Annotated in this window: 19 protein-coding genes; 10 read left to right on the top strand and 9 right to left on the bottom strand. The window is 74.1% G+C overall.

Annotation, left to right across the window (positions count from 1 at the left end):
• Window positions 1–294: 294 nt before the first annotated feature.
• The 5 genes from ACFVVX_RS08930 (at window position 295) to ACFVVX_RS08950 (ending at window position 7,110) form a co-directional block, all read left to right on the top strand.
• The gene (locus ACFVVX_RS08930) at window positions 295–894 is read left to right on the top strand and encodes a TetR family transcriptional regulator (RefSeq protein ID WP_387943020.1); all 600 of its coding nucleotides are present in this window, start codon (window positions 295–297) and stop codon (window positions 892–894) included.
• A gap of 396 nt (window positions 895–1,290) precedes the next feature.
• Window positions 1,291–3,054, top strand: coding sequence for a sulfatase (locus ACFVVX_RS08935; RefSeq protein ID WP_387943022.1), 1,764 nt, complete (start codon window positions 1,291–1,293; stop codon window positions 3,052–3,054).
• Between the two features lie 154 nt (window positions 3,055–3,208).
• Entirely contained in the window at window positions 3,209–4,171 is a 963-nt protein-coding gene (locus ACFVVX_RS08940; protein WP_387943024.1) for a formylglycine-generating enzyme family protein, read from the top strand.
• 438 nt (window positions 4,172–4,609) lie between these two features.
• Window positions 4,610–5,347 (top strand): tyrosine-protein phosphatase, encoded by a 738-nt coding sequence (locus tag ACFVVX_RS08945; RefSeq protein ID WP_387943026.1) that lies wholly within the window; start codon window positions 4,610–4,612, stop codon window positions 5,345–5,347.
• Entirely contained in the window at window positions 5,341–7,110 is a 1,770-nt protein-coding gene (locus ACFVVX_RS08950; protein ID WP_387943028.1) for a glycoside hydrolase family 3 protein, read from the top strand. Before ACFVVX_RS08945 ends, ACFVVX_RS08950 begins: the two co-directional genes overlap by 7 nt.
• 76 nt (window positions 7,111–7,186) lie before the next feature.
• Here ACFVVX_RS08950 and ACFVVX_RS08955 read toward each other — a convergent pair whose 3' ends face one another.
• Together ACFVVX_RS08955 and ACFVVX_RS08960 are read right to left on the bottom strand one after the other, a co-directional pair.
• The gene (locus tag ACFVVX_RS08955) at window positions 7,187–8,515 is read right to left on the bottom strand and encodes a serine hydrolase domain-containing protein (RefSeq protein ID WP_387943030.1); all 1,329 of its coding nucleotides are present in this window, start codon (window positions 8,513–8,515) and stop codon (window positions 7,187–7,189) included.
• A gap of 602 nt (window positions 8,516–9,117) precedes the next feature.
• Entirely contained in the window at window positions 9,118–9,954 is an 837-nt protein-coding gene (locus ACFVVX_RS08960) for a hypothetical protein (protein ID WP_387943031.1), read from the bottom strand.
• 265 nt (window positions 9,955–10,219) lie between these two features.
• On the opposite strand from ACFVVX_RS08960, the gene ACFVVX_RS08965 reads away from it, so the two are divergent.
• The 4 genes from ACFVVX_RS08965 to ACFVVX_RS08980 all read left to right on the top strand — a co-directional run bounded on the left by ACFVVX_RS08965 (window position 10,220) and on the right by ACFVVX_RS08980 (window position 15,877).
• Window positions 10,220–11,215, top strand: coding sequence for an aldo/keto reductase (locus ACFVVX_RS08965; protein ID WP_387943033.1), 996 nt, complete (start codon window positions 10,220–10,222; stop codon window positions 11,213–11,215).
• 342 nt (window positions 11,216–11,557) lie between these two features.
• Window positions 11,558–12,016, top strand: coding sequence for a hypothetical protein (locus tag ACFVVX_RS08970; protein ID WP_387943035.1), 459 nt, complete (start codon window positions 11,558–11,560; stop codon window positions 12,014–12,016).
• A 711-nt stretch (window positions 12,017–12,727) separates the two neighbouring features.
• Window positions 12,728–14,074, top strand: coding sequence for a M14 family metallopeptidase (locus tag ACFVVX_RS08975; RefSeq protein WP_387943037.1), 1,347 nt, complete (start codon window positions 12,728–12,730; stop codon window positions 14,072–14,074).
• 279 nt (window positions 14,075–14,353) lie between these two features.
• Window positions 14,354–15,877: an APC family permease gene (locus ACFVVX_RS08980; protein WP_387943039.1), complete on the top strand. Its 1,524-nt coding sequence runs from the start codon at window positions 14,354–14,356 to the stop codon at window positions 15,875–15,877.
• A 94-nt stretch (window positions 15,878–15,971) separates the two neighbouring features.
• Here ACFVVX_RS08980 and ACFVVX_RS08985 read toward each other — a convergent pair whose 3' ends face one another.
• The 5 genes from ACFVVX_RS08985 to ACFVVX_RS09005 form a co-directional block, all read right to left on the bottom strand.
• Complete coding sequence (locus ACFVVX_RS08985; RefSeq protein WP_387943041.1) at window positions 15,972–16,193, bottom strand: hypothetical protein; 222 nt, start codon at window positions 16,191–16,193, stop codon at window positions 15,972–15,974.
• Between the two features lie 65 nt (window positions 16,194–16,258).
• The gene (locus ACFVVX_RS08990) at window positions 16,259–17,185 is read right to left on the bottom strand and encodes a Gfo/Idh/MocA family protein (RefSeq protein WP_387943043.1); all 927 of its coding nucleotides are present in this window, start codon (window positions 17,183–17,185) and stop codon (window positions 16,259–16,261) included.
• 154 nt (window positions 17,186–17,339) lie between these two features.
• The gene (locus ACFVVX_RS08995) at window positions 17,340–17,501 is read right to left on the bottom strand and encodes a hypothetical protein (RefSeq protein ID WP_387943045.1); all 162 of its coding nucleotides are present in this window, start codon (window positions 17,499–17,501) and stop codon (window positions 17,340–17,342) included.
• A gap of 264 nt (window positions 17,502–17,765) precedes the next feature.
• A complete protein-coding gene (locus ACFVVX_RS09000; protein ID WP_387943047.1) occupies window positions 17,766–20,663 on the bottom strand; it encodes an AAA family ATPase in 2,898 nt (965 codons plus the stop codon).
• 265 nt (window positions 20,664–20,928) lie between these two features.
• Window positions 20,929–21,543, bottom strand: a complete 615-nt coding sequence (locus ACFVVX_RS09005; RefSeq protein ID WP_387943048.1) for a MarR family winged helix-turn-helix transcriptional regulator — start codon at window positions 21,541–21,543, stop codon at window positions 20,929–20,931.
• Between the two features lie 471 nt (window positions 21,544–22,014).
• Between ACFVVX_RS09005 and ACFVVX_RS09010 the strand changes: the two genes are divergently transcribed.
• On the top strand, window positions 22,015–22,761 hold the full coding sequence (locus ACFVVX_RS09010) for a DUF3152 domain-containing protein (RefSeq protein WP_387943050.1): 747 nt from the start codon (window positions 22,015–22,017) through the stop codon (window positions 22,759–22,761).
• 119 nt (window positions 22,762–22,880) lie between these two features.
• Here the strand turns inward: ACFVVX_RS09010 and ACFVVX_RS09015 are convergent, their stop codons facing one another.
• Window positions 22,881–23,381 carry a hypothetical protein gene (locus ACFVVX_RS09015; protein WP_387943052.1) on the bottom strand — a complete coding sequence of 167 codons (501 nt, stop codon included), beginning with the start codon at window positions 23,379–23,381 and terminating at the stop codon, window positions 22,881–22,883.
• 180 nt (window positions 23,382–23,561) lie between these two features.
• On the bottom strand, window positions 23,562–24,473 hold the full coding sequence (locus ACFVVX_RS09020; protein ID WP_387943054.1) for a LysR family transcriptional regulator: 912 nt from the start codon (window positions 24,471–24,473) through the stop codon (window positions 23,562–23,564).
• Window positions 24,474–24,668 lie beyond the last annotated feature (195 nt).

Genomic DNA, 24,668 nt, shown 5'->3' on the forward strand with positions numbered 1-24,668 from the left:
TTCCTCGGTGTTCCTCGGATCGGGGGGTGGGACTGCGGTGCGCGACCGCCGTCGTGGACCACCTTTCGGAAGTGGCACAGCTGCCAAAAGGCAGTAGTGCAAACTTCGCGTGACGAGCTGTCGACGAATCGGAACTCGCCTTGAGCGCGCCCCATCAGCCGTGTTTCCTTGAGGATGAGGACAGTTGGCCGACCAGGTCCGGCCGGGAACAACCGGGTCCGGCGGCCGGGAACGACCGGGTCCGACCGGGAACGGCCCGGCGACGGCAGGCAGAAGCAGAAGGAGCGACCACGCATGCAGGGGCAGGGGACGGACAGCGCGGCGGAGACCGGGCTGCGCGACCGCAAGAAGGCGCGGACCCGGGAGACGATCCGCACGGCCGCACTCGACCTCTTCGAGGAGCAGGGCTTCGAGGGCACCACGGTGGACCAGATCTGCCGGCGCGCCGACGTCGCCCACCGCACCTTCTTCCGCTACTACGCCAACAAGGAGGCCCTCCTCTTCGGCTGGGACTTCGGCAACGTCATCCTCGACGCCTTCGCCGCCGCCCCCGTCGGCCTCGCCCCCTGGGCCGCCCTCGAACACGCCCTGACCGCCACCGGCGGGCGGCTGGAGGAGCCCGCCGAGCACACCGCCCGCCGCCGTGCGCTGCGCCGGCGCTTCATCGGCATCCGCACCGTCCACGACCACGCGCTGATCACCATCGACGCCTTCGCCCAGCGCGCGGTGGCCGTCGCCGGGGAGCGGCTGGGCGTGGACCCGGAGACCGACCTGCGGCCGCAGGCGCTCGGCACCGCGCTCGGCGGGATGATCCGCCGGCACATCATGGTCGGCAGCGAGGAGGGGCTGCTGTCGGCGTGGACGGCGGCGTTCCGCGAGCTGACGGCGCCGTAGCCGTCGGCCGCCGTCCCCCTTTGCACCGCCCCCGTTGCACCGCGCCCTCTGCACCGCGCCCTCTGCACCGTCCCGTTTGCGCCGTCCCGTCGGCACCGCGCCCCGGCGCCGCACCGCACGGCGGCCTGTTTCGCCCGGTGAACGGCCTGATAAATGAACGTCACAGCCGTTGACGGCCCCCGGCCGACGGCCAGAACACTGTGCACCTGGATGATCTTCGCCTTCGCCGCCGAGCCGCGCGGCGGCGATCCGGCCGGTCCGGTGGGGCCCGACCGATCCGGCGGGCCCGACCGGCCCGGTGGATGTCCGGGCGGCCCGGCCGGAGCGCCCGCTCCACCACCCTGAGCACTGGCAGCCGGAGGCGAAGGCCGCGCCGGCTGGAGAGGAGAACGCCCGATGAAGGCGATCATGGTCATGTTCGACAGCCTCAACCGGCACATGCTGCCGCCGTACGGAGGGGACTGGACGCACGCCCCGAACTTCGCCCGCCTCGCCGAGCGGTCGGTCACCTTCGACAACGCCTACGCGGGCTCGATGCCCTGCATGCCGGCCCGCCGCGAGATCCACACCGGCCGGTACAACTTCCTGCACCGCAGCTGGGGCCCGCTGGAGCCGTTCGACGACTCCATGCCCGAACTGCTCAAGCAGAACGGCGTGTACACCCACCTGGTCAGCGACCACCCGCACTACTGGGAGGACGGCGGCGCCACGTACCACGGCCGCTACAGCACCTGGGAGTTCTTCCGCGGTCAGGAGGGCGACCCCTGGAAGGGGCACGTGGCCGACCCCGAACCCCCCGAGGACCTGAAGAAGCTGCGCTTCGAGGCCTACCGGCAGGACTGGGTGAACCGCTCGTACCTCACCACGGAGGACCGGCACCCGCAGACGCTGACCTTCGACGCCGGCCTGGAGTTCATCCGCACCAACCGGGACGCCGACCGGTGGTTCGTCCAGATCGAGACCTTCGACCCCCACGAGCCGTTCTTCAGCCACCAGCGCTACAAGGACCTCTACCCGCACGACTACGACGGCCCGCACTTCGACTGGCCCGACTACAAGCGCGTGGTGGAGACCCCCGGCCAGGTCGAGCACGCCCGCCTGGAGTACGCGGCGCTGCTGTCGATGTGCGACCGGTCGCTGGGCCGGGTCCTCGACCTGATGGACGAGCAGGACCTCTGGGACGACACGCTGCTGATCGTCAACACCGACCACGGCCTGCTGCTCGGTGAGAAGGGCTGGTGGGGCAAGGTCGTGCAGCCCTGGTACAACGAGCTCGTCCACCTCCCGCTGTTCGTCTGGGACCCGCGGGCCGGTGCCGCCGGCGAGCGCCGGCAGTCCCTGGTCCAGACGATCGACCTCGCGCCGACGCTGCTGGAGTACTTCGGCGTCGACCGGCCGGCGGACGTCCAGGGGAGCCCGCTGCCGGTCGCCGCCGACACCCCCGTGCGGGAGGCGGCGCTGTTCGGCGTCCACGGCGGGCACGTCAACGCCGCCGACGGACGGTACGTCTACATGCGCGCCCCGGCCTCGCCGGACAACACGCCGCTGCTGGAGCACACCCTGATGCCCACCCACATGCGCGGCCGCTTCACCCCCGCCGAGCTGGCGGACCTGGAGCTCGCCGAGCCGTTCACCTTCACCAAGGGCGTGCGCACGCTGCGCCTGAAGGGCCGCACCTTCATCAACCCCCACCAGCACGGCACCCTCCTGTTCGACCTGGAGACCGACCCCGAGCAGCGCACCCCGATCGTCGACGACGCGGTCGAGCAGCGGATGGCGACCCTGTTGGTGGAGCTGCTGCGCGCGGGCGACGCCCCGCCGAGCCAGTACGAGCGGCTCGGCCTGCCCGCCGAGGGCCCGGTCGGCGGGCAGCACCTGCTGGTGCGCGCCCAGCACGAGCAGGCCCGCAAGGCCGCCGAACCGCTGCCCAGCCCGGAGGACTACCCCTCGGGACGCCTCTCCCTGCGGACCCCGGTGTTCGGCCTGCTCTCCGACCCGGCCGCCGTCGAGGTGCTGCGCAGGCACCTGCCCGGCATCGTCGACTCCGAGTTCCTCCAGTTCCTGGGCCCGACCCCGCTGATCGACGTCGCCGCACTCGCCGGCGGCCTGACGGACGTGTCCGCGCTGCGCCTGGTGGCCGAGGAGCTCGCCGCGCTCTGATGCGGGCCCGGTCCATCCGGCACCCGTCCTGACGCAGGGGCAGCCGCCCCGGTCCCACCCCCGCCCCCCGCCCCCGTCCCGGTCCCACCGCGGATCCCGCCCCGATCCCGGCCGGCCGTACCACGGCCGGCCGGTCCGACCTCCGGAGTAGCCCATGTCCTCGTCCCCGGTCCCGGCGCCCTGCTGCACACCCTCGCGCGGCGGCGGCCCGATCCGCCTGCTCGACGTCGCCCCCGCCCGCACGGAGGGCTCCCCGGACGGCATGGTGCTGCTGCCCGGCGGCGAGTTTCTGATGGGCACCGACGACCGCGAGGGGTTCCCGGACGACGGCGAGGGCCCGGTGCGCCGCGTCCGGCTGGACCCGTTCCTGATCGACACCTGCGCCGTCACCAACGACCGGTTCGCCGCGTTCGTCGCCGACACCGGCTACCGGACCGAGGCCGAACAGCTCGGCTGGTCCTACGTCTTCGCCGGCTTCCTCCCCGCCGAGCACCGCCGCGCGGCCGCCCGGGTGGAGCGCACCCCCTGGTGGTGCGCGGTGACCGGGGCCGCCTGGAACCGCCCGGAGGGGGCGGGGAGCTCCGTGGCGGACTGCGGCGACCACCCCGTCGTCCACGTCTCCTGGAACGACGCCCACGCCTACGCGTCCTGGGCCGGCAAGCGCCTGCCCACCGAAGCGGAATGGGAGTACGCGGCCCGCGGCGGCCTGGAGCAGGCCCGCTACCCGTGGGGCGACGAACTGAATCCGGACGACACCTACCGCTGCAACATCTGGCGCGGCACCTTCCCCACCAGGAACACCGCCGCGGACGGCCACCGCGGCACCGCCCCCGTCGACGCGTTCGAGCCGAACGGCTTCGGCCTGTACAACGTGTCCGGCAACGTCTGGGAGTGGTGCGCCGACTGGTGGACCACCGAGCACCCGGCGCAGCGGCCGCTGCCCGGCCCCACCGGCCCGGCGACCGGTTCGGCCAAGGTCATCCGCGGCGGCTCCCACATGTGCCACAAGTCCTACTGCAACCGGTACCGCGTCGCCGCCCGCAGCGCCAACACCCCCGACAGCTCCAGCGGCCACGCCGGATTCCGCTGCGCCCGCGACGCGGCCCGGCCCGTCTGACCGACCAACCAAGCTCGTCCGACCGCCCCTGTGGCTCGGACCGCCAACCGCCGCACCGGTGCCCGACGGGCAGTCTCCACCGGTGCGGCGGTGGCGTTTTCCGCCCCCGCCACCGACCCCGCCCCGGAAGTGGCAGTACTGCCAAAAGGCAGTTGTGCAAACTTCCAGTGACGGGCCATCGAAGACTTGGCACGCCCCTTGAACGGCCCTGACCGGGCGTGATTCGCTGCCAACGGCGGCGAAATCCGCCCCGGGCCCGCCGACCCCGTAGAGGTCGCGCGACCCCTTCCCACCTACCGGCCCCACTCCGCCGGTCCGCCGCCCACCGGTTCCGGTCCGGCGGCCCCACTCCCCCGGATTCGACCCCGACGGATTCGACCCCGCCCGCGCCGCGGCGAGAACCCGCTCGCCCGCGCCCGCTCCACCGAGAGGTCCCGCATGTCCCTGGTCAACTTCCGCGACCCCGCCGTCCTCACCGACCCCGACGGCCTGCGGATCCGCCCCGGTGCGCTCTACCGCTCCGCCCAGCCCTTCCCCGCCGCCGACGAGGCCGTCGTCGCGCAGCTGCACACCGCCGGCATCCGCACGATCGTGGACCTGCGCGGCACCGCCGAGTGCGAGACCGCCGACTGGGCCGCCGCCGAGGCCTCCGGCGTCACCGTCGTCGCCGCCCGGTTCGAGCCCACCGGCGACGCCCTCGACGCCGCCATGCGCACGATGACCACCGCCGCCGACCTGGGCGCCTTCTACCTGCTGATGGCCGAGACCACGCCCGGGGCCCTGGCCGCCGCCGTCGAGGCGGCCGCCCGCCCCGGCGGGGTCCTGCTGCACTGCGCCGCCGGGAAGGACCGCACCGGCCTGCTCACCGCCCTGCTGCTCGACCTCCTCGACGTGCCCGCCGAGCGGATCGTCGCCGACTACGCCCGCACCACCGAGGCGCTGCCGCAGATCTTCGCGGGCCTCGCCGAGCGCCACCGGGCCGCCCTCAACGACAGCCGGGAGTTCCACGTCCCCGCCCCGCTGCTGGAGGCCCCCGCCGAGGCGATGGCCGTCTTCCTCGACCTCGTCCGCGCCCGGCACGGCGGCTCCGCCGCGTTCCTCACCGCCTGCGGCGTCGCCCCCGCCACCCTGGACGCCTTCCGCGCCAAGGCCGCCGCGGAGGTCGTCGCATGCTGACCACCCTGCGCCACCACGACGGCACCCCGTTCCGCGACCTCAACCACAACGGCACCATGGAGCCCTACGAGGACCGTCGGCTGCCCGTCGAGGAGCGCGTCGACGACCTGCTCGGCCGGATGACCCTCGCCGAGAAGGCCGCCCTGATGTGCCACGCCCGGATGCTCCCCGGCGACCAGGGCCCGTTCCCCTCCGGCGCCGCGCTGATCGGCGACCGCGGCCTCACCGCGTTCGCCATGATGGCCGTCCCCGACGCCCGCACCATGGCCGAGTGGAACAACCACGTCCAGGACCTCGCCGCCGCCGAGCGCCTCGGCATCCCGGCCACCCTCGCCTCCGACCCCCGGCACGGCTTCACCACCAACCCCGCCACCTCCTTCACCGGCGGCGGCTTCAGCGCCGGCCCGGAGCCCATCGGCCTCGCCGCCACCGACGACCCCGCCCTGGTCGAGGAGTACGCCGCCCTGATCGGCCGCGAGCTGCGCGCCGTCGGCATCCGGCTCGCCATCCACCCGATGGCCGACCTCGCCACCGAACCGCGCTGGGCCCGGATCAGCGGCACCTTCGGCGAGGACGCCGACCGGGCGTCCCGCATGATCGCCGCCTACATCCGCGGCCTCCAGGGCGAGCGGCTCGGCCCGGACAGCGTCGCCTGCATGACCAAGCACTTCCCCGGCGGCGGCCCGCAGGAGGGCGGCGAGGACTCGCACTTCACCGCCGGCCGCCGACTGGTCTACCCCGGCGGCGCGTTCGAGCACCACCTGCGCCCCTTCGAGGCGGCCTTCGCGGCCGGCACCGCACAGATCATGCCCGCCTACGCGATCCCGTCCAAGGCAGGTGTGTCCGAGGTCGGCGCCAACTTCAACCGGGACGTCATCACCGGTCTGCTGCGCGGGCGCTACGGCTTCGACGGCGTGGTCTGCACCGACTTCAACGCCATCACCGGCATGGAGGTCCCCGGCATCGTCACGCTGCCCCCGCGCAACTGGGGCGTCGAGCAGCTCTCGGTGGCCGAGCAGGTGGTCCTCACCCTGGACGCCGGCGCCGACCAGCTCGGCGGGGAGAGCGACCCGGAGCTGATCCTGGCCGCCGTCCGCTCCGGCGCGGTGAGCGAGGAGCGGATCGACCGGTCCGCCCGGCGGATCCTGCGCGACAAGTTCCGCCTCGGCCTCTTCGACGACCCGTACGTCGACCCGGACGCCGCGGCCGAGACGGTCGGCACCCCGGCCGGACGCGCCCTCGGCCGCCGGGTGCAGCAGCGCTCCCTGGTCCACCTCGCCGGGCAGCCGGTGACCGGACCGCGCCTGTACGTCGAGGGGATCGACCCCGCGACCGCCGCGTCCTACGGCACCCTCGTCGACCGGCCCGAGGACGCCGACGCCGCCGTCATCCGGATCGCCGCGCCGTACGAGCCGCGCGAGGGCTTCCTGGAGCCCTTCTTCCACAGCGGCTCGCTGGAGTACCCGCCCGCGGAGGCCGACCGGCTGCTCGCGATCGCCGCCGCCACCCCCACCGCCTTCGCCGTCCACCTCGACCGGCCGGCCGTGCTCACCCCGCTGGCGCCCCACGCCGCCCTGCTCATCGGCGAGTTCGGGGCCTCGGACGAGGTGGTGCTGGACGCCGCGCTCGGCCGCACCGAGCCGCCCGGCGTGCTCCCCTTCGACCTGCCGTCCTCGATGGCCGCCGTCGAGGCCGCCCGCGAGGACGTCCCCTTCGACACCCGCGAACCGCTGTTCCGCTGCGGCCACCGAGCGCCGCGCTGAGCCACCGGGGCCCCCGGGGACAACCCCGGAGGGTCCCCGAGGGCACTGCGGCCACGGTGGCCGCAGTGCCCCGCGGTCAGATCCGGGTGTCCTCCACCACCGGGACGAGGTGGCCGTTCGCCGCGCCGGCGCCGTCCTGCCGCGCACCCGACGCGGGCGCGTTCAGGGCGGTGCGGGGCGCGGCGGCGGCCGGCTTCTTACCGCAGAAGGCGGGCTCCAGCGCGCCCATCAGCCCCTGCGTCACCGCACCGTTGTTGGAGGCGTTGGCGAAGACGACGACGCTGCGCTTGCCGTCCGGGGTGACGAAGCTCTGGGTCTGGTAGCCCTGGACGATGCCGCCGTGGCCGAAGACCGTCCCGCAGGAGAGCGAGATCCGGCGCAGGCCGAGCCCGTACCCGATCGTCGCGGTGGGCGTGGGGAGCGCGCTGGTCATCTGCGCCAGCGACTCGTCCGTGACAAGTCCGCCGGCGCTGCCGGCCAGCAGCGCGGTGAGAAAGCGGTCCATGTCGCTCGCCGAGGAGATGACCGCCCCGGCGCTCCACAGCCAGGACGCGGTCTGCTCGGTGGAGTCCAGCAGCGGCTTGCTGCGGTCGTCGTTGGTGAGGTAGCCGGTGATGTGCGAGCCGGCGATGCCCTTGTCCGGGACGACGAAGGAAGTCCGGCGCAGGTCCAGCGGGTTGATGACCTCATCGCGCAGCACGTCGGCGTAGGGGCGGCCGGTGAGGTGCTCGACCGCGAGGCCCAGCAGCACGAAGTCCGTGTTCGAGTACGAGTACCGGGTGCCCGGCGTGTACTGGACCCCGTGGCGGACCGAGTCCGCCACCAGCTCCTGGGGGGTGTAGACGTTGTTGCGGATGCGCGCCTCGAAGGCGCTGGTGGTCTCCTCGCCGGACTGCTCCAGGAGGTCGTTGGTGTGGTCGAAGACGCCCGCGCGGTGCTGCATCACCTGCCGGACGGTCATCGCCCAGTCGGCCGGCAGCGTGCCCTCCGGGAGGTAGTCGCGCAGCGGCTTGTCCAGGTCGATCCGGCCCTGCTCGACGAGCCGCATCACCAGCACCGCGCCGAACATCTTGCTGTTGCTGCCCACCCGGAACCGCCAGTCGGCGTTCATCGGCGTGCCGTCGAGGTCGGCCTTGCCCAGGCTCAGCGACCAGCCGAGCTCGGGGTTGCCGTGGTCCCGGATCACGGCGAACGCGCCCGGCGCACCCGCGTTCAGGGTGTTCTGCAGTGCCGCACGCACCGCGGTCCGGTCCGGCGTCGGCGCCGCGGCCGCCACCTGGTCCGCGGCGGCGCTGCCCGCCCCGGCGCCGGCCACCAGCAGCGCGCCGACCACCGCGACCGCCGCCGAACGCACAAACCCGGTCTTCACCATGCCGAAGGACCCCTGTTCCTGTTGCCTCGTCACCTCACGCGGCGTTCCGCGCGGAACCAAGATCCTATCCCTCGGACATGACAACTTCTGACGGTGAGTCACTCGGGGCAGCACTCATGGCACCTTCGGGCAGGACTTCCGGCGCGACCCTCCCCACCGCCCCCGGCCTGCGGCTACCGGTGCCGCGGGGCCGCGCCGACCGGTCCGCCCGGGGCCGCCCCCGGGCCCGTCCGGCGGCTACGGTCGGTGAGGGAGCCGAGCCCGTCGCGCGCGGACGGCGTGGACCGTTCCTGGGCGACCGCCCCTCGCCGACCCCCCTCTCGGGCCACCCCTCGCGGACCGCCCCTCGCCGACGCGACGGCCGGGCGCCGGTGTGAGACGTTGGACGGGGGGCGAAGCAGGGAGGAGTGGCCATGTCGTCGAAGCGACGCCGGAAGAAGAAGGGCCGCCGGAAGCACGCAGCCAACCACGGCAGGCGGCCTCAGTGCTGAACCCTCGGTGCTGAACCGATCCGGCCCGGCGGCGGACCAGGGTGTCCGCCGCCGGGCCGATCCGCGCCCGCTCTGCCTGCTCGGCGCGCGTTCGGCGCGCGCTCAGGGGCTGCCAGATGCTTCCCAGGAGGTTCCGGGGGCTGCTCAGAGGGCCCGCGGGGTGCCCAGGAAGCGGTGGAGGGAGGCCGTCAGCGCGGTGACGAAGGCGTCGCGGACCGGCTCGGGGACGCGGTCCAGGGACAGGTAGGGGTTGAGGTCCTCCAGCTCGACCAGGAGGAGCCCGCCCTCCCGGGTACGGCAGGCGTCCACCCGCTGGATGCCGTGGTCGAGGGTGTTCCACTCGACGAAGCGGCGGGCGAAGGCGAGATCCGCCCCGCTGGGCTCGTAGGGCTCCAGGACCCAGCGCCGGTCCGGGTCGGGGGCGTGCAGGGCGTACTGGAAGGCGTCGTCGACGAAGTAGAACGACACCTCGTAGCGGAAGTCGACGTGCGGCTGGACCAGCACGTCGCCGTACGCGAGGGCGACCAGCTCGTCCTCCCCGACGAAGCGCAGGCCGATGGAGTCCGCCCCTGCCTTCGGCTTCACGGCGTACCGGCCCGTCCCGCCGAGCAGACCGAGGTCCTCGGGCCGGTCGACGGTGGGGATGACCGGGTACCCGGCGGCTGTCAGGTCCAGCAGGTACTGCTTGCCGGCCATGTCGCCGCGGCCGGACAGCGGGTTGTAGACCCGGGTACCGCGCGCCGCGGCCTGCTCCCGGAACGCCTCGTACTGCTCCTGGTAGTGCAGCACCGGACCGCTGTTGCGGACCACCACGGCGTCGAAGCCGTCCATCAGCGCGGCCGCCTCCAGCGGGTGGCACAGGGCGAGGTCGAAGTCCGCGCGGAGGCGGGAGGACAGCTCGATGTCCTCGTCGCAGTACCGCCGGCCCCGGGCCTGGTAGGCGAGGTCGGTCACGAACAGAACGCTGGGGCGGGCAGGCACGGCGGATCTCCTCGGTCGATGGCCACCAACCTACCCACCGCCCTCCCTCGCCCCCACACCCACTCCTCGCCCGCACCCTCCTCACCGGGGGCGCCGTCGGGTCGGAGCGGCTCCGGGCGGCTCTGGGCGGGGTCGGGACGGGCCGGATCAGGTCGGATCGGGTCAGGGCAGGTCAGGGGCGGTCCGCGGGCGGGTGGCGGATAGGGTCGGTGCGGGCGGGGCCGCTCGGCCGCCGCCCGCCGCAACCGCCGAAGGGACCTTCGCCATGCCGACCGCACCCGCCACCGGACCCGCCGACACCCCGCCGCTCGCGCGGTTCGGCCTGGGCACGGCCGCGGTCGGGCGGCCCGGCTACATCACGCTCGGGCGCGACCTCGACCTGCCCGCCGAACGCACCGTCGAGGCGCTGCGGGCGCGCACCCACGACCTGCTCGACGCCGCCTACGCGGCGGGGGTGCGGTACTTCGACACCGCCCGGTCGTACGGCCGCGCCGAGGAGTTCCTCGGCGGGTGGCTCGCCGCCCGGCCGCAGTGCGCGGCCGACTCGGTGGTGGGCAGCAAGTGGGGCTACACCTACACCGCCGACTGGCGGGCGTCCGGGGTGCCCGTGCACGAGGTGAAGGAGCACTCGGTGGCGGTGTTCGACCGCCAGATCAAGGAGACCAGGGCGCTGCTCGGCCCGCGGCTGGACGTGTACCTGGTGCACTCGGTCACCCCGGACAGCCCGGCGCTGACCGACCCGGAGCTGCACGCCCGACTGGCGGACCTGGCCGCCGAGGGCGTCCGGGTCGGCCTGTCCACCAGCGGCCCGGCCCAGGCCGCCACCGTCCGGGCCGCGCTGGAGGTGTCCGTGGCGGGCCGGCCGCTGTTCGCCGCCGTCCAGTCCACCTGGAACCTGCTGGAGCCGTCCGCCGGACCGGCGCTGGCCGAGGCGCACGCGGCGGGCTGGCTGGTGGTGGTGAAGGAGGGCATGGCCAACGGCCGGCTCGCCGACCGCAACGCCACCGGGCCCGACACGGCCGCGCTGCGCGCCGCCGCCGACCGGGCCGGCACGTCCTGCGACGCGCTGGCGCTGGCCGCGGTCGCCGCCCAGCCCTGGGCGGACGTCGTGCTCTCCGGCGCGGCCACCGCCGGGCAGCTGTCCTCCAACCTCACCGCCGCCGGCCTCGACCCCGCGCCCGCGGACCTGGCGGCGCTCGCCCCGCTCGCCGAGCCCGCCGAGGCGTACTGGCACACCCGCGCCGCACTGCCCTGGGCCTGAGGCACACCCCGCCCGGGGCGACCCGGGCCCGAGTGACGCCCTGCCCGGGGCCACCGCGCCGGGGCGCCTCGCCCGGGGCGCCCCGCGCCTGAACCGCCGTCCCGGGGCCCCGGAGCCGCCCCCATCCGGTCGGCCGCTCAACCACGCCACCACTCAACCGGCTCGACCCGTCGGTCGGCCGGCCGGTTCGCCGTGCCTCGGTTTTTCGCCAACTCGCCTCCTGGTTTTCCATCTGACGATGCCTCAGCTAAAGTCCCGTAGTGCAATATCACATTGCAACGGTTTCCTGGACGGTCCAGGCGGCCTCCGCACACCCGGAAGAAGGACCTCATGATCCACAGGATGCTCACGACAGCCGCCGCCCTCGGCGCCCTCGGAACGGCCCTGATCGTCGCGGCTCCGGCCGGTGCGGCCACGGCCTCCGACCCCACCGACCCCACCGGCACGCCCGCGACCACCTGCGAGTACCGGCTACAGTCCGGCCTGGCGACCAAGCTGTGCACCACGGTGAGCTCCGGAACCGTCCGGTTCACCGGTCAGATCGGCCTGGCCGGACCACCGAGCCCCGGCAGCCCGTTCCCCCAGCCGCAGCAGCTCAACGTGGTCCTGACCGCCGACGCCGGCACGGACACCACCCTGGGGACGCTGCAGCGGACCGTCACCTTCCAGACCCAGCCGCTGGAGGTCGGCGCCGTGGGCGGGGCGGTGGCGTGCGGTTCGACCGCGCACGCCTCGTTCTCGGTCTCGTCCTTCGGCCGGTACACCACCCCGGTCACCACCGATGTCCTGGTGCCCTGCTGACCCACCGACCCACTGATCAACCGATCAACCGATCAACCGAACCTGCGACCCGCTGGTCCGGCGACCCGGCGACGTGCCTGACGGCGCCTCACCACACCCGGCGCCGGGCCGGACCGGCGGGCGATCGGGCAGGTCACGGGCGGCCCCGTCGACAGGCGGGGCCGTTGTCGTCACGCCCGCCCACCCGCCCCGAAGGACCGTCACCGGAAGAACCCGACCGGATCCGCCCTTTTCTTGAGCAGTTGTCATGACTGAAACGACGTCAGACCGGGCATACCCTCAGTACCCGCCGATGGGCCCGGCTGAAGCTCCCCCACGAGCGCAACCGGGCCCCTGGCTGGCGGCCGGGCCTGGACGTGACTTCCCCCACGGAGTAGCGACCAGGCCCGCATAATGTTCTCCCAGCGACACGCAGCGTACATGCCACATCCACGTTGCGCTACCTCGCATCACCTCGGCGCCCACCGCCCCGCCCCGAGCCCCCGGCCACCCCACGGCCGGCTCGCGGAGTCCGGCGATGACAGCGGCGCCACCGGCGGCCGGGCACGACCCCGGGGCCGGCCCCGCCGGGCGGGATCCCTCAAGGCCAGGACGACAGAACGGCCTGCGGCACGCATTGACGAATCCATGACACTGACGGACCATCATGCTGGCGCGCGCCTCAGTTCCTCCCCTGTTCCGTCCCTACGGACCCCCCACAGGAGGACAGTCATGCGACTGCCCCGCCGAGGGCGGCCTGCCGCGGTCACCGCGATCCTGCTGGCCCTCGCACTCGCCTCCCCGCTCACCACCCAGGTCTCCGCCCACCCGGTCACCACCGACACGGCCGCGGCGGCCGACACCGCCCGGCAGTACCTCCTCGACGGCCCCCGCACCGTCGCCGAACGCACTGCCGTCGCCGCCACCGGTGCCTCCGTCGACGCCGTCCGGACCGACTCGGTGGTGGTCACCGCCACCCCCGCCGAGCTCGCCCGGCTGCGCGCCCTCGGCTGGCTCCCCACCCCGCTGCCCGTCCAGGGCGGCGCCGCCGGGGCCGGCGAGGAGTCGCTCGGCGCAGCGGTGTACGACTTCCCGTCCGCCGACTCCGGGTACCACAACTACGCCGAGGCCGCCGCCGACGTCGACGCCGTCGTCGCGGCGCACCCCGACATCATGAGCAAGCGCGTCATCGGCACCTCCTACGAGGGCCGGCCGATCGTCGCCGTCAAGATCAGCGACAACGTCGGCACCGACGAGAACGAGCCCGAGGTGCTGTTCACCGCCCACCAGCACGCCCGTGAGCACCTCACCGTCGAGATGGCCCTCTACCTGCTGCACGAGTTCGGCGACAAGTACGCCACCGACAGCCGGATCGCGAACGCCGTCAACAGCCGCGAGATCTGGGTGATCCCCGACCTCAACCCGGACGGCGGCGAGTACGACATCGCCACCGGCCGCTACCGCAGTTGGCGCAAGGACCGCCAGCCCAACAGCGGCGGCAGCGTCGGTACCGACCTGAACCGCAACTGGGACTACAAGTGGGGCTGCTGCGGAGGCTCCTCCGGTTCCACCTCCAGCGAGACCTACCGCGGCGGCGCCCCCGAGTCCGCCAAGGAGACCAAGGTGGTGGCCGACTTCGTCCGCACCCGCGTGGTCGGCGGCAAGCAGCAGATCACCGCCGCCATCGACTTCCACACCTACAGCCAGCTGGTGCTCTGGCCGTTCGGCTGGACCACCGCCAACACGGCGACCGGGATGACCGCCGACGAGTACAACACCTTCGCGACCTTCGGGCGGACCATGGCCGGCACCAACGGCTACACGCCCGAGCAGTCGAGCGACCTGTACATCACCGACGGCGCGATCGACGACTGGCTGTGGGGCGTCCACCGGGTCTTCGCCTACACCTTCGAGATGTACCCCGGCCCCAACGGCAGCAGCGGCTTCTACCCGCCCGACGAGGTGATCGGCCGGGAGACCAGCCGCAACCGCGAGGCCGTGCTGCGACTGGTGGAGACGGCCGACTGCATGTACCGCGCGATCGGCAAGCAGCAGCAGTACTGCGGCATCGCCACCTGAGCGACCCCGCACCGCCCGGGACGGCCCCTCCCCCGGAGGAGCCGCCCCGGCCCGGCTCTGCGCCCAACTCCCGCTCCCTGTGCCTGGTCGGCTGCGGCCGTGGGGCCGTCTCGCGCCCCCCAGGAAACCCACGGGTCCCGGGCGTACGCTGAGATGGTCCGGCCCCGGTCGCACGCTGAGGTCCGGCCCCGTCCGTACCTCCGCGCACAAGATCAGGAGGTGGGAACGATGAGTGGCCCCCCTGGACGCCACACTCCGCCTCCGCCCTCCGCACCCACCGTGGTCAGTTCCCGGGCAGGTGAGAAAGGTCTGAAGACCGGCGCCCTCGGCCTGGTCTCCTCGGTCGCCATCGGCCTGGCCTCCACCGCCCCCGCCTACAGCCTGGCCGCCACCCTCGGCATCATCGTGGCCGGCGTGGGCCTGCAGGCCCCGATCATCACCGTCCTGGCATTCATCCCGATGCTGCTGATCGCCTACGCCTACAAGGAGCTCAACGCCTCCGACCCGGACTGCGGCACCACCTTCACCTGGGGCGCCCGTGCCTTCGGACCGCGCACCGGCTGGCTGGGCGGCTGGGGGATCGTGGTCGCCGACATCATCGTGATGGCCAACCTGGCGCAGATCGCCGGTGTGTACGGCTTCCGGCTGTTCGGCTTCGACGGCCTCGCCGAGAGCACCGCGTGGACCACCGTGGCCGGCGTGCTGTGGATCATCGTGATGACCGGGATCTGCTACATCGGCATCGAGATCTCGGCTGCCCTGCAGCGCTGGCTGCTGTGCGTCGAGGTCGTGATGCTGATGCTGCTGTCGGTGACCGCGCTGGTCAAGGTCTACGGCGACCACCCGCCGGACACCGCGATCCACGTCTCCGCCTCCTGGTTCAACCCCTTCGAGGTCTCCTCCAGCAGCGCCTTCACCGCCGGCGTCCTGGCCGCCGTCTTCATCTACTGGGGCTGGGACACCGCGGTCTCGGTCAACGAGGAGACCGCCGACGCGGCCCGCACCCCCGGGCGCGCGGCCGTCATCTCCACCGTCCTGCTGCTGGTCATCTACGCACTGGTCACCGTCGCCTCGCAGGCCTTCGCGGGCATCGGCACGGAGGGCATCGGACTCGGCAACGAGGACAACTCGGACGACGTGCTGTCCGCACTGGGCGGCGCCGTCTTCGGCAGTGTCGGACTGGGCTGGTTCCTCACCAAGCTGCTGATCTTCATGGTGCTGACCTCCTCCGCGGCCTCCACCCAGACCACCATCCTGCCGACCGCCCGGACCACCTTCTCGATGGCCGCGCACAAGGCCATCCCGACCCAGTTCGCCCGGGTCCACCCCCGGCACCTCACCCCGACCTGGTCGACCGTCGCCATGGGGCTGGCATCCATCGCCTTCTACGTGCTGCTCACGGCGATCAGCGGCAACGTCCTCGCCGACTCGATCGCGTCGGTGGGCCTGGCCATCGCCTTCTACTACGGTCTGACCGGCTTCGCCTGCGTCTGGTACTACCGCAAGGTGCTGACCCGCAGCGTCCGCGACTTCGTCTTCAAGGGCCTGGCACCGCTGCTCGGCGCCCTGATGCTGCTGTACTTCTTCTGCTACGGCGCCTTCGACGTCTACGCCGACCCCGACTACGGCTCCACCTCCATCGACCTGCCGATCTTCGGGGAGACCGGCGGCGTGACCGTGATCGGAATCGGCGCGCTGCTTCTCGGCGGCGTGCTGATGCTCGTCCAGTGGGCGGTGCAGGGCTCCTGGTTCAGGCACCCGGACGTCCCGGTCAGCGCCGCCGACCCCGCGGACGCACCGTAGGGTCCGGAGCCCGGGCCGGAGCTGCGTTGGGCCCAGCACCGACCCGGGCATCAGCCCCGGCGCCCGCCCGCGGCTGCGGGCGGGTACCGGGGCGTCAGTCGAGCCCGAGCACGCGGGCCAGCTCCATCGCCTCCAGGATGATCGGCTTCATCCGGTCGGGCAGGGTCACCGACCGCATCCCCTCCGGCACCGGCCGACCGCCCCGCTCGTCCTCGGTCGATTCGAGCCCCTTGATGACCAGGGCACCGGTGTCGGTGTTGAGCCAGACCGTCGCAGGGCCGCCGAGCGGATCGGCGCCGACAAGGTGCAGGGGCACGGGAACCTCCAGGATCGGGTCTGCTGAGCTCACCGTTCACCAGACCCGGCAGACCGTCAAGTGCCCTACCCCTCCAGGTGGTGGACGATCTGCTCGCAGAGTTCGTGGGTGCGCAGGGCGTCGTGGGCGTCGAGGGTCCTGCCGGTGCGGACGGCGTCGAGGAAGGCGAGGACCACCTGCTCGATGCCGCGCTGGCGGGCCACCGGGACCCAGTCGCCGCGGCGGCGGACGGTGGGCTGGCCGCGATGGTCGATCACCTCGGCCAGGTTGTGGACCTCGCGCTTGGAGTCGCCGCCGGAGACCTGGAGGACCTCCTCGGTGGAGCCGGAGACCCGGTTCATGATGCCGAGCGCCGTGAAGCCCTCTCCGGACAGGGTGAGGACGAGGTGCTCCACCAGGCCGCCGCGCACCCGGGAACGGACGTCCACGTGCTCGATCTCGCCGGGGAGGAGGAAGCGCAGGGTGTCCACGACGTGGATGAAGTCGTCGAAGACCAGGGTCCGGGCCGCCTCCGGCAGGCCCTCGCGGTTCTTCTGCAGCACGATCAGGTCGCGCGGGCGCTCCTTCGCCTGGACGTAGCCGGGCGCGTGGCGGCGGTTGAAGCCCACCATCAGCGAGCGGCCCGTGCGGTCGGCGAGGTCGACCAGCCGGCGGGAGCCGTCCAGGGTGTAGTCGAGCGGCTTGTCCACGTACACGTCGACGCCGGCGGTGAGCAGCTGCTCCACGATCGGGACGTGCTGGTCCGTGGCCGCGTGCACGAACGCGGCCCGGATCCCGCTGCCGATCAGCTCACCGAGATCGGTGAACCGCTGGGCCCGGTCGATGCGGTAGGTCTCGCCGATCCGGTCGAGCTTCGCCCGGTCCCGGGTCATCAGCCGCAGATCCAGACCCGGCAGAGCGGCCAGGACCGGCAGGTAGGCCTTCTGGGCGATATCGCCGAGTCCGATCACTCCGACCGGAAGCGGGGCATCGGGGACAGGGGTCGGGCTCATCGGCTCTCCTGCGGGTACGGGTGATCATCGGCCGCACCCACCCTATTCGCCGGGCGCTGCCCGTCGCACAGCACACCTGCCCGCAGGGGCACCGCTCCCCGCCCGCCCCGCTCGCACGGACGGCCGGGGGGGCCGGGGCGGCCGGGGCGGCCGGTCAGACCGTGCCGGGACGGCTCAGCCTGGCCAGCCGGACCAGGGCGAGCGGGTGGTGGGCGCCCCTGCGGGGGGAGGGGGAGATCCACACCGTGGCACGGGCGTGCTCCGGGCCGCACAGCGGGGCGGCGGGCGGGTTGAGCGAGTAGTGGCGTGCACTCATGTCATCGAAGCCTTCGTGGTCGGGGGCGCGGCGGCCCTTCTCGCCAGCACCTCTAGGGAACCGGCCCGGACCTGCCGGATCAATGCGGGGGACTACCTATCGACCCGGGTGAACACTGGGTGAGCCGCCCTCGAACGGCCGGGGCGGCGCCCCGTCCGTACGCCCGCCGACGCGGTCGGCCACGCCGCCCCGTGATCCCCCGTCGACGCCCGCAGTCGGACGCAGGCCCCGCAGTCGGACGCAGGAGAACGCAGGCCCCGCGGGTCAGACCGGCGTACCGTCCGCCGCGCCGTCCCCGGCGTCCTCCGCGTCGGCCTTCGCGAGCGCGCCCGCCGTCTCGGCCCGGCTCGTGCCCAGCTTGTGGAGCACGCTCGCCACGTGGTGCTCGACGGTCCGGGGGGAGAGGAAGAGGGCCTGGGCGATGTCCTGGTTGCCGGCCCCCTGCGCGAGGAGCTCCGCGACCTGCCGCTCGCGCGGTGACAGGCGCTTGCCGTAGCCGCGCCGCCCCGGCGAGCCGGTGTTGCCGAGGTCCAGGTCGCGGCGGAGCTTCTGGCAGCGGGCGATGTCGGAGGTCGCCGCCACGGCGAGGTAGACCCGCTCCGCGGCGGCGATCCGCTCAGCGGCCCGGGCGCGGTCGTGCGGGGCGAGCGCGGCGGCGATCCGCTCGTCGGCGCGGGCCGCCTCGTACGGCCGGCCGATGTCGTGCCACTGGTCCCGGGCCCGGGTGAACGCCTGGTCGGCGCCGGGCTCCCCGGCCGCGGTCAGCAGCAGGCCCCGGGCGAGGTCGAGGGCCGCCGCCACGGCGGGCGCGTCCCGGTCGGTGAGGGCGGCCGCGGCGTCCGCTGTGACGGCGCCCGCCGCGGCGTGGCCGCCGGTGGCGATGAGCGCCTCGACGGCGACCGGCAGCAGTTCCGCGGTACGGGCCCAGGCGCCGGCCTGGCGCGCGGTGGTGAGGGCCGGGTCGACCGTGGCGGCGGCCGCGACGGCATCGCCCTCCAGCAGTTGCAGGCCCGCGAGCCCGGCCGCCGCGCGCAGGGCGGCGGTGACCTGCGACTCTCGCTGGCCGTACCGGCCGGCGATCTCGAACTCCTCGCGGGCCAGGGCCAGTCGGCCGCGGGCGGCGGCCAGTCGGCCGAGCAGGAGGGAGCGTTCGGCCCCGGCCATGGCCAGGTCGTCGAACTCCGCGCCCAGACTGTCGAAGCGCTGCTCCAACTGCTGCCAGCGGCCGGCCAGCATGTCCAGCCGGATCAGCGCGAGGCGGCTGTAGCACTCCAGGTACGGGATGGCCGTCTGCCGGGCCAGCCGCCGGCTCTCCGCCAGCAGGTGGGAGGCCCGGCGGTCGAATCCGAGTTCGATGGCGACCTCACCCGTGTTGTACAGCGCCCGGGTGGTCTGTCGCATGACCTCGGGGCGCTCGGAGGACCGGGGCAGTTCGTCCAGCCGGTCCCATACCGCCGGGTCGCCGTCCCGGGCCAGGAAGGTGAGGGTGGTGGCCCGTACCGCGGCGGCGACGTCCTCGTCCGGACTGGTCGCCAGCAGGCTGTCCGCCCGCGACAGCCAGGCCGCCGCGTGCCGGCCGGCGCCGTCGCGTTCGTCCATGGCGATCGCCACCATGGCCCGGGCCGCCCGGGTGGGGCGCTCCTCCAGCTCGTCCAGGGCCTCCCGGATCCGGTCGAACCCGGCCCGGTTGCCGCTGTGGACGGCGGTGAGGAAGCCGAGCGCGAGGCGGATCTCGCCGCGGTCGGCGACCGGGAGCCTGGGGTCGGCGATCATGCCGCTCAGGATCTGGATGCTGGCCGTCGGGTCGACGTCGTCGGCCGCGATCCGGGCCAGGGCCAGTGCGGCCCGGCCGCGCCGCTGCGGGTCGAGGCCCGGTTCGTCGAGGAGGCTGCGCAGCATCGTCCGGGCGCTGCCCGGGTCGCCGAGGGCCACGGCCTGGTCGGCGGCGGCCTGGGCGAGGTCCTGCCAGGCCCGGCGGTCGCCCATGGCCAGCGTGTGGTGGGCGATCTGGACCAGCGGCCGGGGGACGCGGGTGTCCAGGGCCTCGACCGCCCTGCGGTGCAGGACCCGGCGCTGCGGACCGGGAGCGCGCCGGTAGGCGACCTGCTGGGCCAGCACGTGGCGGAAGGCGTAGCGGTCGGGGGCGCTCTCGTGGAGGACGGCCGCGTGCAGAGCCTCCGTCAGGCCGTGCGCACCGGCGGTGGCGTCCAGCCCGGCGACGGCGGTCAGCAGGTCCTCGTCCGCGGGGACGGCGAGGACGGCGGCGGCCGCGACGACGGCGGCGCCGTCGGCACTGAGGCGGGCGAGCCGTTCGGTGACGGCGTCCCGCAGTCCCTGCGGCACGTCGCGCCGGGCCAGGTCGGCGGCCAGGTCGGCGCTCTGGTCGGCACCGCCCGGGCGGCCGCCTGGCCGGGCCTCGGCCCGGGGCCGTTCGGCGATGGCGAGCAGATCCTCCTCGGCGGTCAGGGGCAGGCCCTGGCTGCGGTCGAAGAGCACCCGGGCGAGGTCGGACGTGGCACGCGGGCCGAGCGCGGCGCGGGCCAGCTCGTGGACGTCCGACTCGGTCAGCGGGCCCAGCCGGATCAGTGCCCCGGCCACGCCGGGCGGGCGGCGGTAGGCCGCGCCGAAGGCCGGGGCGTCGGGTGGCATGTCCTCGGCGCGGTAGGTGACCGCCAGGGCGAGCTGCGGCGGCATGTCGCGGGCCAGTTGGAGCAGCAGGTCCCGCGTCGCGTCATCGGCCCAGTGCAGGTCCTCGATCACCAGGATCGCGTCGTCGAGCGCGCCGAGCAGCGCGCGCAGGCCCTGGACCAGCAGATGGCGCCCGGAGAGCAGGCCCTCGCCGCCGGACGGCGCGGGGGGCAGGGAGGGGGCGAGATCGGGGAGCACCCAGCGGAGTGCTCCGGCGCTGGGAGGGAGCTGCTCGGGCGGGGGCAGCAGGGCGGCGGCGTCCCGCAGCGCGTCGACCACCGGGCCGAACGGCAGCGGTTCGCGCAGCGGGTGGCAGAGGCCGCTGAGTACCGCACGCCCCGGCCCGGCCTGGGCCGCGACGGCCTCGGCCACCAGGCGTGACTTGCCGATGCCGGCCTCGCCCTCGACGACGAGCACGGCCGGCGGGTGGGACAGCGCGTCGCGGGCGCGGGCGAGGACGAGATCGCGGCCCACGAACGTGAATCCGGCGCCGTGGGCGGTCGGAGGCTGAGGCCGGCTCATCGCCGCGGTGCCGCGGGACGGTCGTGGCGGACGGCGTGGCGGGTCGGGTCGGGCATGCCTCCATCATGCCTCGGTCCCGCGCGGGCGGTCTGTGCGGGGAGCCAGGGCGTGTTTGCAAAGTCCCACCGGGCACACGGCCGTCGGACGCACGCCGGTGGGGCGGGGGCGTGCCGCGCCCTGCGCGGAGGGCGCGGCACGCGGCACCCCGGCACGCGGCTCAGGCGCCCGGCAGGGACGGGCGGCGGGTGGGGCGGGCGGTGTCGCGGCCGTCGTTGAGGTGGGCGAAGAGTCGGGTCAGCATGTGGGCCAGGCGCCTTCGGTCGGCCACCGACAGCGGGGCGAGGACGTCGTCCTCGACGGCCGACAGGTCGCTGTTGACCAGGGCCGCGGCCTCCCGGCCCGACGGGGTGAGCCGCACCATCACGCGGCGGCGGTCCTCCTCGGCGCGGCCGCAGGTGACGTAGCCGGCGGCCACCAGGTCGTCCACCACCCTGGCCACGTCGGAGGAGGTGAGTTCGAGCCGTTCGGCCAGCTCCGCCTTGAAGAGGCTGGGCACGTCCTGGAGGGCACAGAGCACCATCACGTGCCAGAGTTTGAATCCGTGACACGCGGCCCTGCCCGCGAGCAGCCGGCGGGCGGACCGCCCGGTGCGTGCCATCAGGAAACTGCTCAGCACCAGCAGTCCCGGGGCGGTCGGGCCGAGGGCGTCGACGTCGGTGTCGACCGGTCCGAGCACGGGGCCGCCGCCCCCCGGCAGCGGGGTGCGAGCAGCGCGCCGGGCCGACGGCGATCCCGGCGCGGCCGTACGCAATCCATGGAACTGATCCGACATAGTGGCAGCCTCCCCCATATTCTGACGCATCGTCAGCTTCCTGCCGCAGGGCCGGCCTGCCATTGGCAGCTCCCTGACGGCTCGTATACTTAAGATAGCCTTACCTAAGTTGATCGTGAAGTGATCCGCGGCTCCGGCGGGTGGTCCGCAGCCCGCCGGGGTCGGGCGAGGACGAGTCGCCACCCCTGCCGGTCTTCCACCGACGGCCGGCCGCGCCCGAAAGCGTCGAATCCGGGATGAAACCACCCATCGCCCCGTGGAATCGAACCATCGACCCGGTCCGGCTCGTCCCTTCTTGCGTAGCCGTACACGCGTTTGATCCCCGTACAGGAGTCACAGCACCACCATGTCCACCCATGCCCCAGCCCGGACCCGACCGGTCGCCACCGCCCTGCCGAGGCCGCAGCTGCAGCCGTCCGCCCTCCGGCGGACCCTGCGGTCGCACGGCCACCCCGCGACCGGGAGCGGCCGGTGAAGGCCTTCGCCGGCCTCCGGCGCGGCGAGGCCTCCCCGCCGGATCCCGCGGGCGACGGCACCCGCCGGCGCAGGGCCTGGCGGGGCGCGCTCGCCCTGGCGGTCGTCGCCGCCGTGACCGCCGGCCTGCTGTGGTGGCACCCGTGGACCCCGGCCGTCAGCGGGCCGAAGCCGATGAAGTTCACCACGGCCGCCGGCGGCTCCCCCCGCTTCGGCACCGGTGAGCAGCTGCTCCGCTACAAGGTGCGGGCCGAGGACGGTCTCAAGGAGAGCCCCGGGCAGTTCGCCGCCGAGGTCGACGCGGTCCTCGGCAACCGGCATGGCTGGACGGCGGACGGCACCCGCTCCTTCCAGCGCATGCCCGCCGACCCGGTGGACTTCACCGTCTACCTGGCCACCCCCGAGACCACCGACCGGATATGCGGCCAGTACGGGCTGGACACCGGCGGCTGGGTGAACTGCGGCGTCGGCCACCAGGTGGTGATCAACGTCAAGCGCTGGAAGGAGCTGACGGAGTTCTACACCGGCCAGCCCGAGCTCTACCACGCGCTCGCGGTCAACCACGAGGTCGGCCACGTCCTCGGCCTCGGCCACGTCGACTGCCCCGGTCCCGGCCAGCCGGCGCCGGTGATGATGCAGCAGATCAAGGGCCTGCACGGCTGCGTGCCGAACGGCTGGCCCTACTCCGACACCGGCACCCTCCTCACCGGTCCCCCCATCCAGGCCGCCACCCCCGCCCCGTAGCCGTGGGCCCTGCCCGCGCCGGGGCCTCGGCTCCAGGCCTCGGCGCTAGGGTCCGTCTTCAAACTCCCGCCTGCTTGGCGACCGGGCGAACCACGGGAGCTTGAAGACGGACCCCAGCTCTACGCGACCACGACGAGCCCGATGACGACCGCGATCAGGATCCCGACGACGGCTCCGGCCACCCCGGGTTTCAGCCGGTCCCGCAGGCGCTTCGGCGGCTGGACCCGGGCCGCCGGGTCCGTGCTCGCCTCCCACCGGTCGACGACGCGTTGGAGCTGCTCGTCGAAGTCGGGGGCCGGGTACAGGTCGCTGCGGTAGAGCCCGGGCAGGGCGCGGCGGCGCCCGCTCCTGAGGATGATCCGGGCCGCCTCCGACGTCCCGGCCGCGCTGCTGGTCTCCCGCACGTCGATCCACTGCACCTCCTGCCAGGAGTAGGTGCGTCCACGGCCGAAGCCCCAGCAGATCGTGATTCCGGCAGGCCCGACGGTGGTCCAGCACCGGAGCGTGGAGTAGAGGGCGGGGACGACGAGCGCGACGGTGCCGACGAGCAGCCAGACGGAGCCCGCCGGGCCGAGCCGGCGGGCGGCGACGACGCCTTCCACCGCCAACACGACCAGCATCAGCACGAGTTGCGACCGCGACGGACGATACCGGTCTTTCCCCCGGAAGCTCAGTTCGTTCACAGTGCGCACTGTACGCCCCGCCCGCGACCGGGATCCGGCGGGGGCCTGTCGGCCCGTCAGTTCCCGTCACGGCGGGCACGGCGGGCCGGTCGGACCGGTCGGACCGGCAGGGACGCCTCAGGCGGAGGCCGCCGCCGCCTCGGCCAGGGCGTCCAGCACCGGGCGGATCAGCGGGTGCCCGTCCGCGCCGGCCCGGACGGCCGCGAAGACCCGCCGGGTGGCCAGGTCGCTGTCCACCGGTCGGACCGCGACCTGCCCGAGGTCCACCCCGCGCAGGGCGGAACGCGGTACCAGGGCGACCCCGGCGCCCGCCGAGGCGAGCGCGACGACGGCGCGGAAGTCGTCCGAGGAGTGCACCAGCCGCGGCTGGAAGCCGGCGTGCTCGCAGGCCAGCAGCACCACGTCATGGCACGGGTTGCCCGGGTACGGGCCGATCCACGGCTCGTCGGCGAGGTCGGCGACGGCGACCGGGCCCCGCCCGGCGGCCAGCGGGTGGCCGAGCGGCAGGACCGCCTCGAAGGGCTCGGCGTACAGCGGTACCCGGGTGAGCCGGGCGTCGTCCGCCCGCGGGGCGCCCCGGTACTCGACGGCGACGGCCAGGTCGGCCCGGCCGTCCAGGACCATCGGGAGGCTCGCGTCGCCCTCCGCGTCCAGCACCTTGAGGCGGACGCCGGGCGCGCGGGTGGCGAGGGTGCCGATGGCGGGGGCCAGGACCAGCGCGATGCCGGTGGCGAAGGAGGCGACGGTGACCTCGCCGGCGACGCCCGCGCTGTACGCGGCGAGGTCGGCCTCGGCCCGCTCCAGCTGGGCCAGCACGGCGTCGGCGTGACCGAGCAGGATCTCGCCGGCGGCGGTGAGCCGCACACCCCGGCCCTCGCGGGCGAGCAGGTGGTGGCCGGTCTCCTGCTCCAGGGCGGTCAGCTGCTGGGAGACCGCGGAGGGGGTCAGGTAGAGGGCGGCCGCCGCGGCGGTCACGGTGCGGTGGTCCGCCACGGCCCGCAGGGTCCGCAGCCGTCTTGCGTCGATCACAGGCCAATTCTGCCAGCGTCGGGCGGGTGACCGGACCGGCGTCCGGTGGCAGGGGTCCGGAGACGGGATCCGGTGGCACGGATCCGATGGCAGGGGTCCGCGTGCGGGAGTGGGAAGTCGGCCGGGCCGACGTCCCCCACCCGGGCGGGGGGGGGGGGCAGAGGGTGTGGGTGGCCCTGGCGCGCCCGGGGCCGA

Origin of the sequence: Kitasatospora sp. NPDC058170, assembly GCF_042883905.1 — a bacterium.
Classification (GTDB): domain Bacteria; phylum Actinomycetota; class Actinomycetes; order Streptomycetales; family Streptomycetaceae; genus Kitasatospora.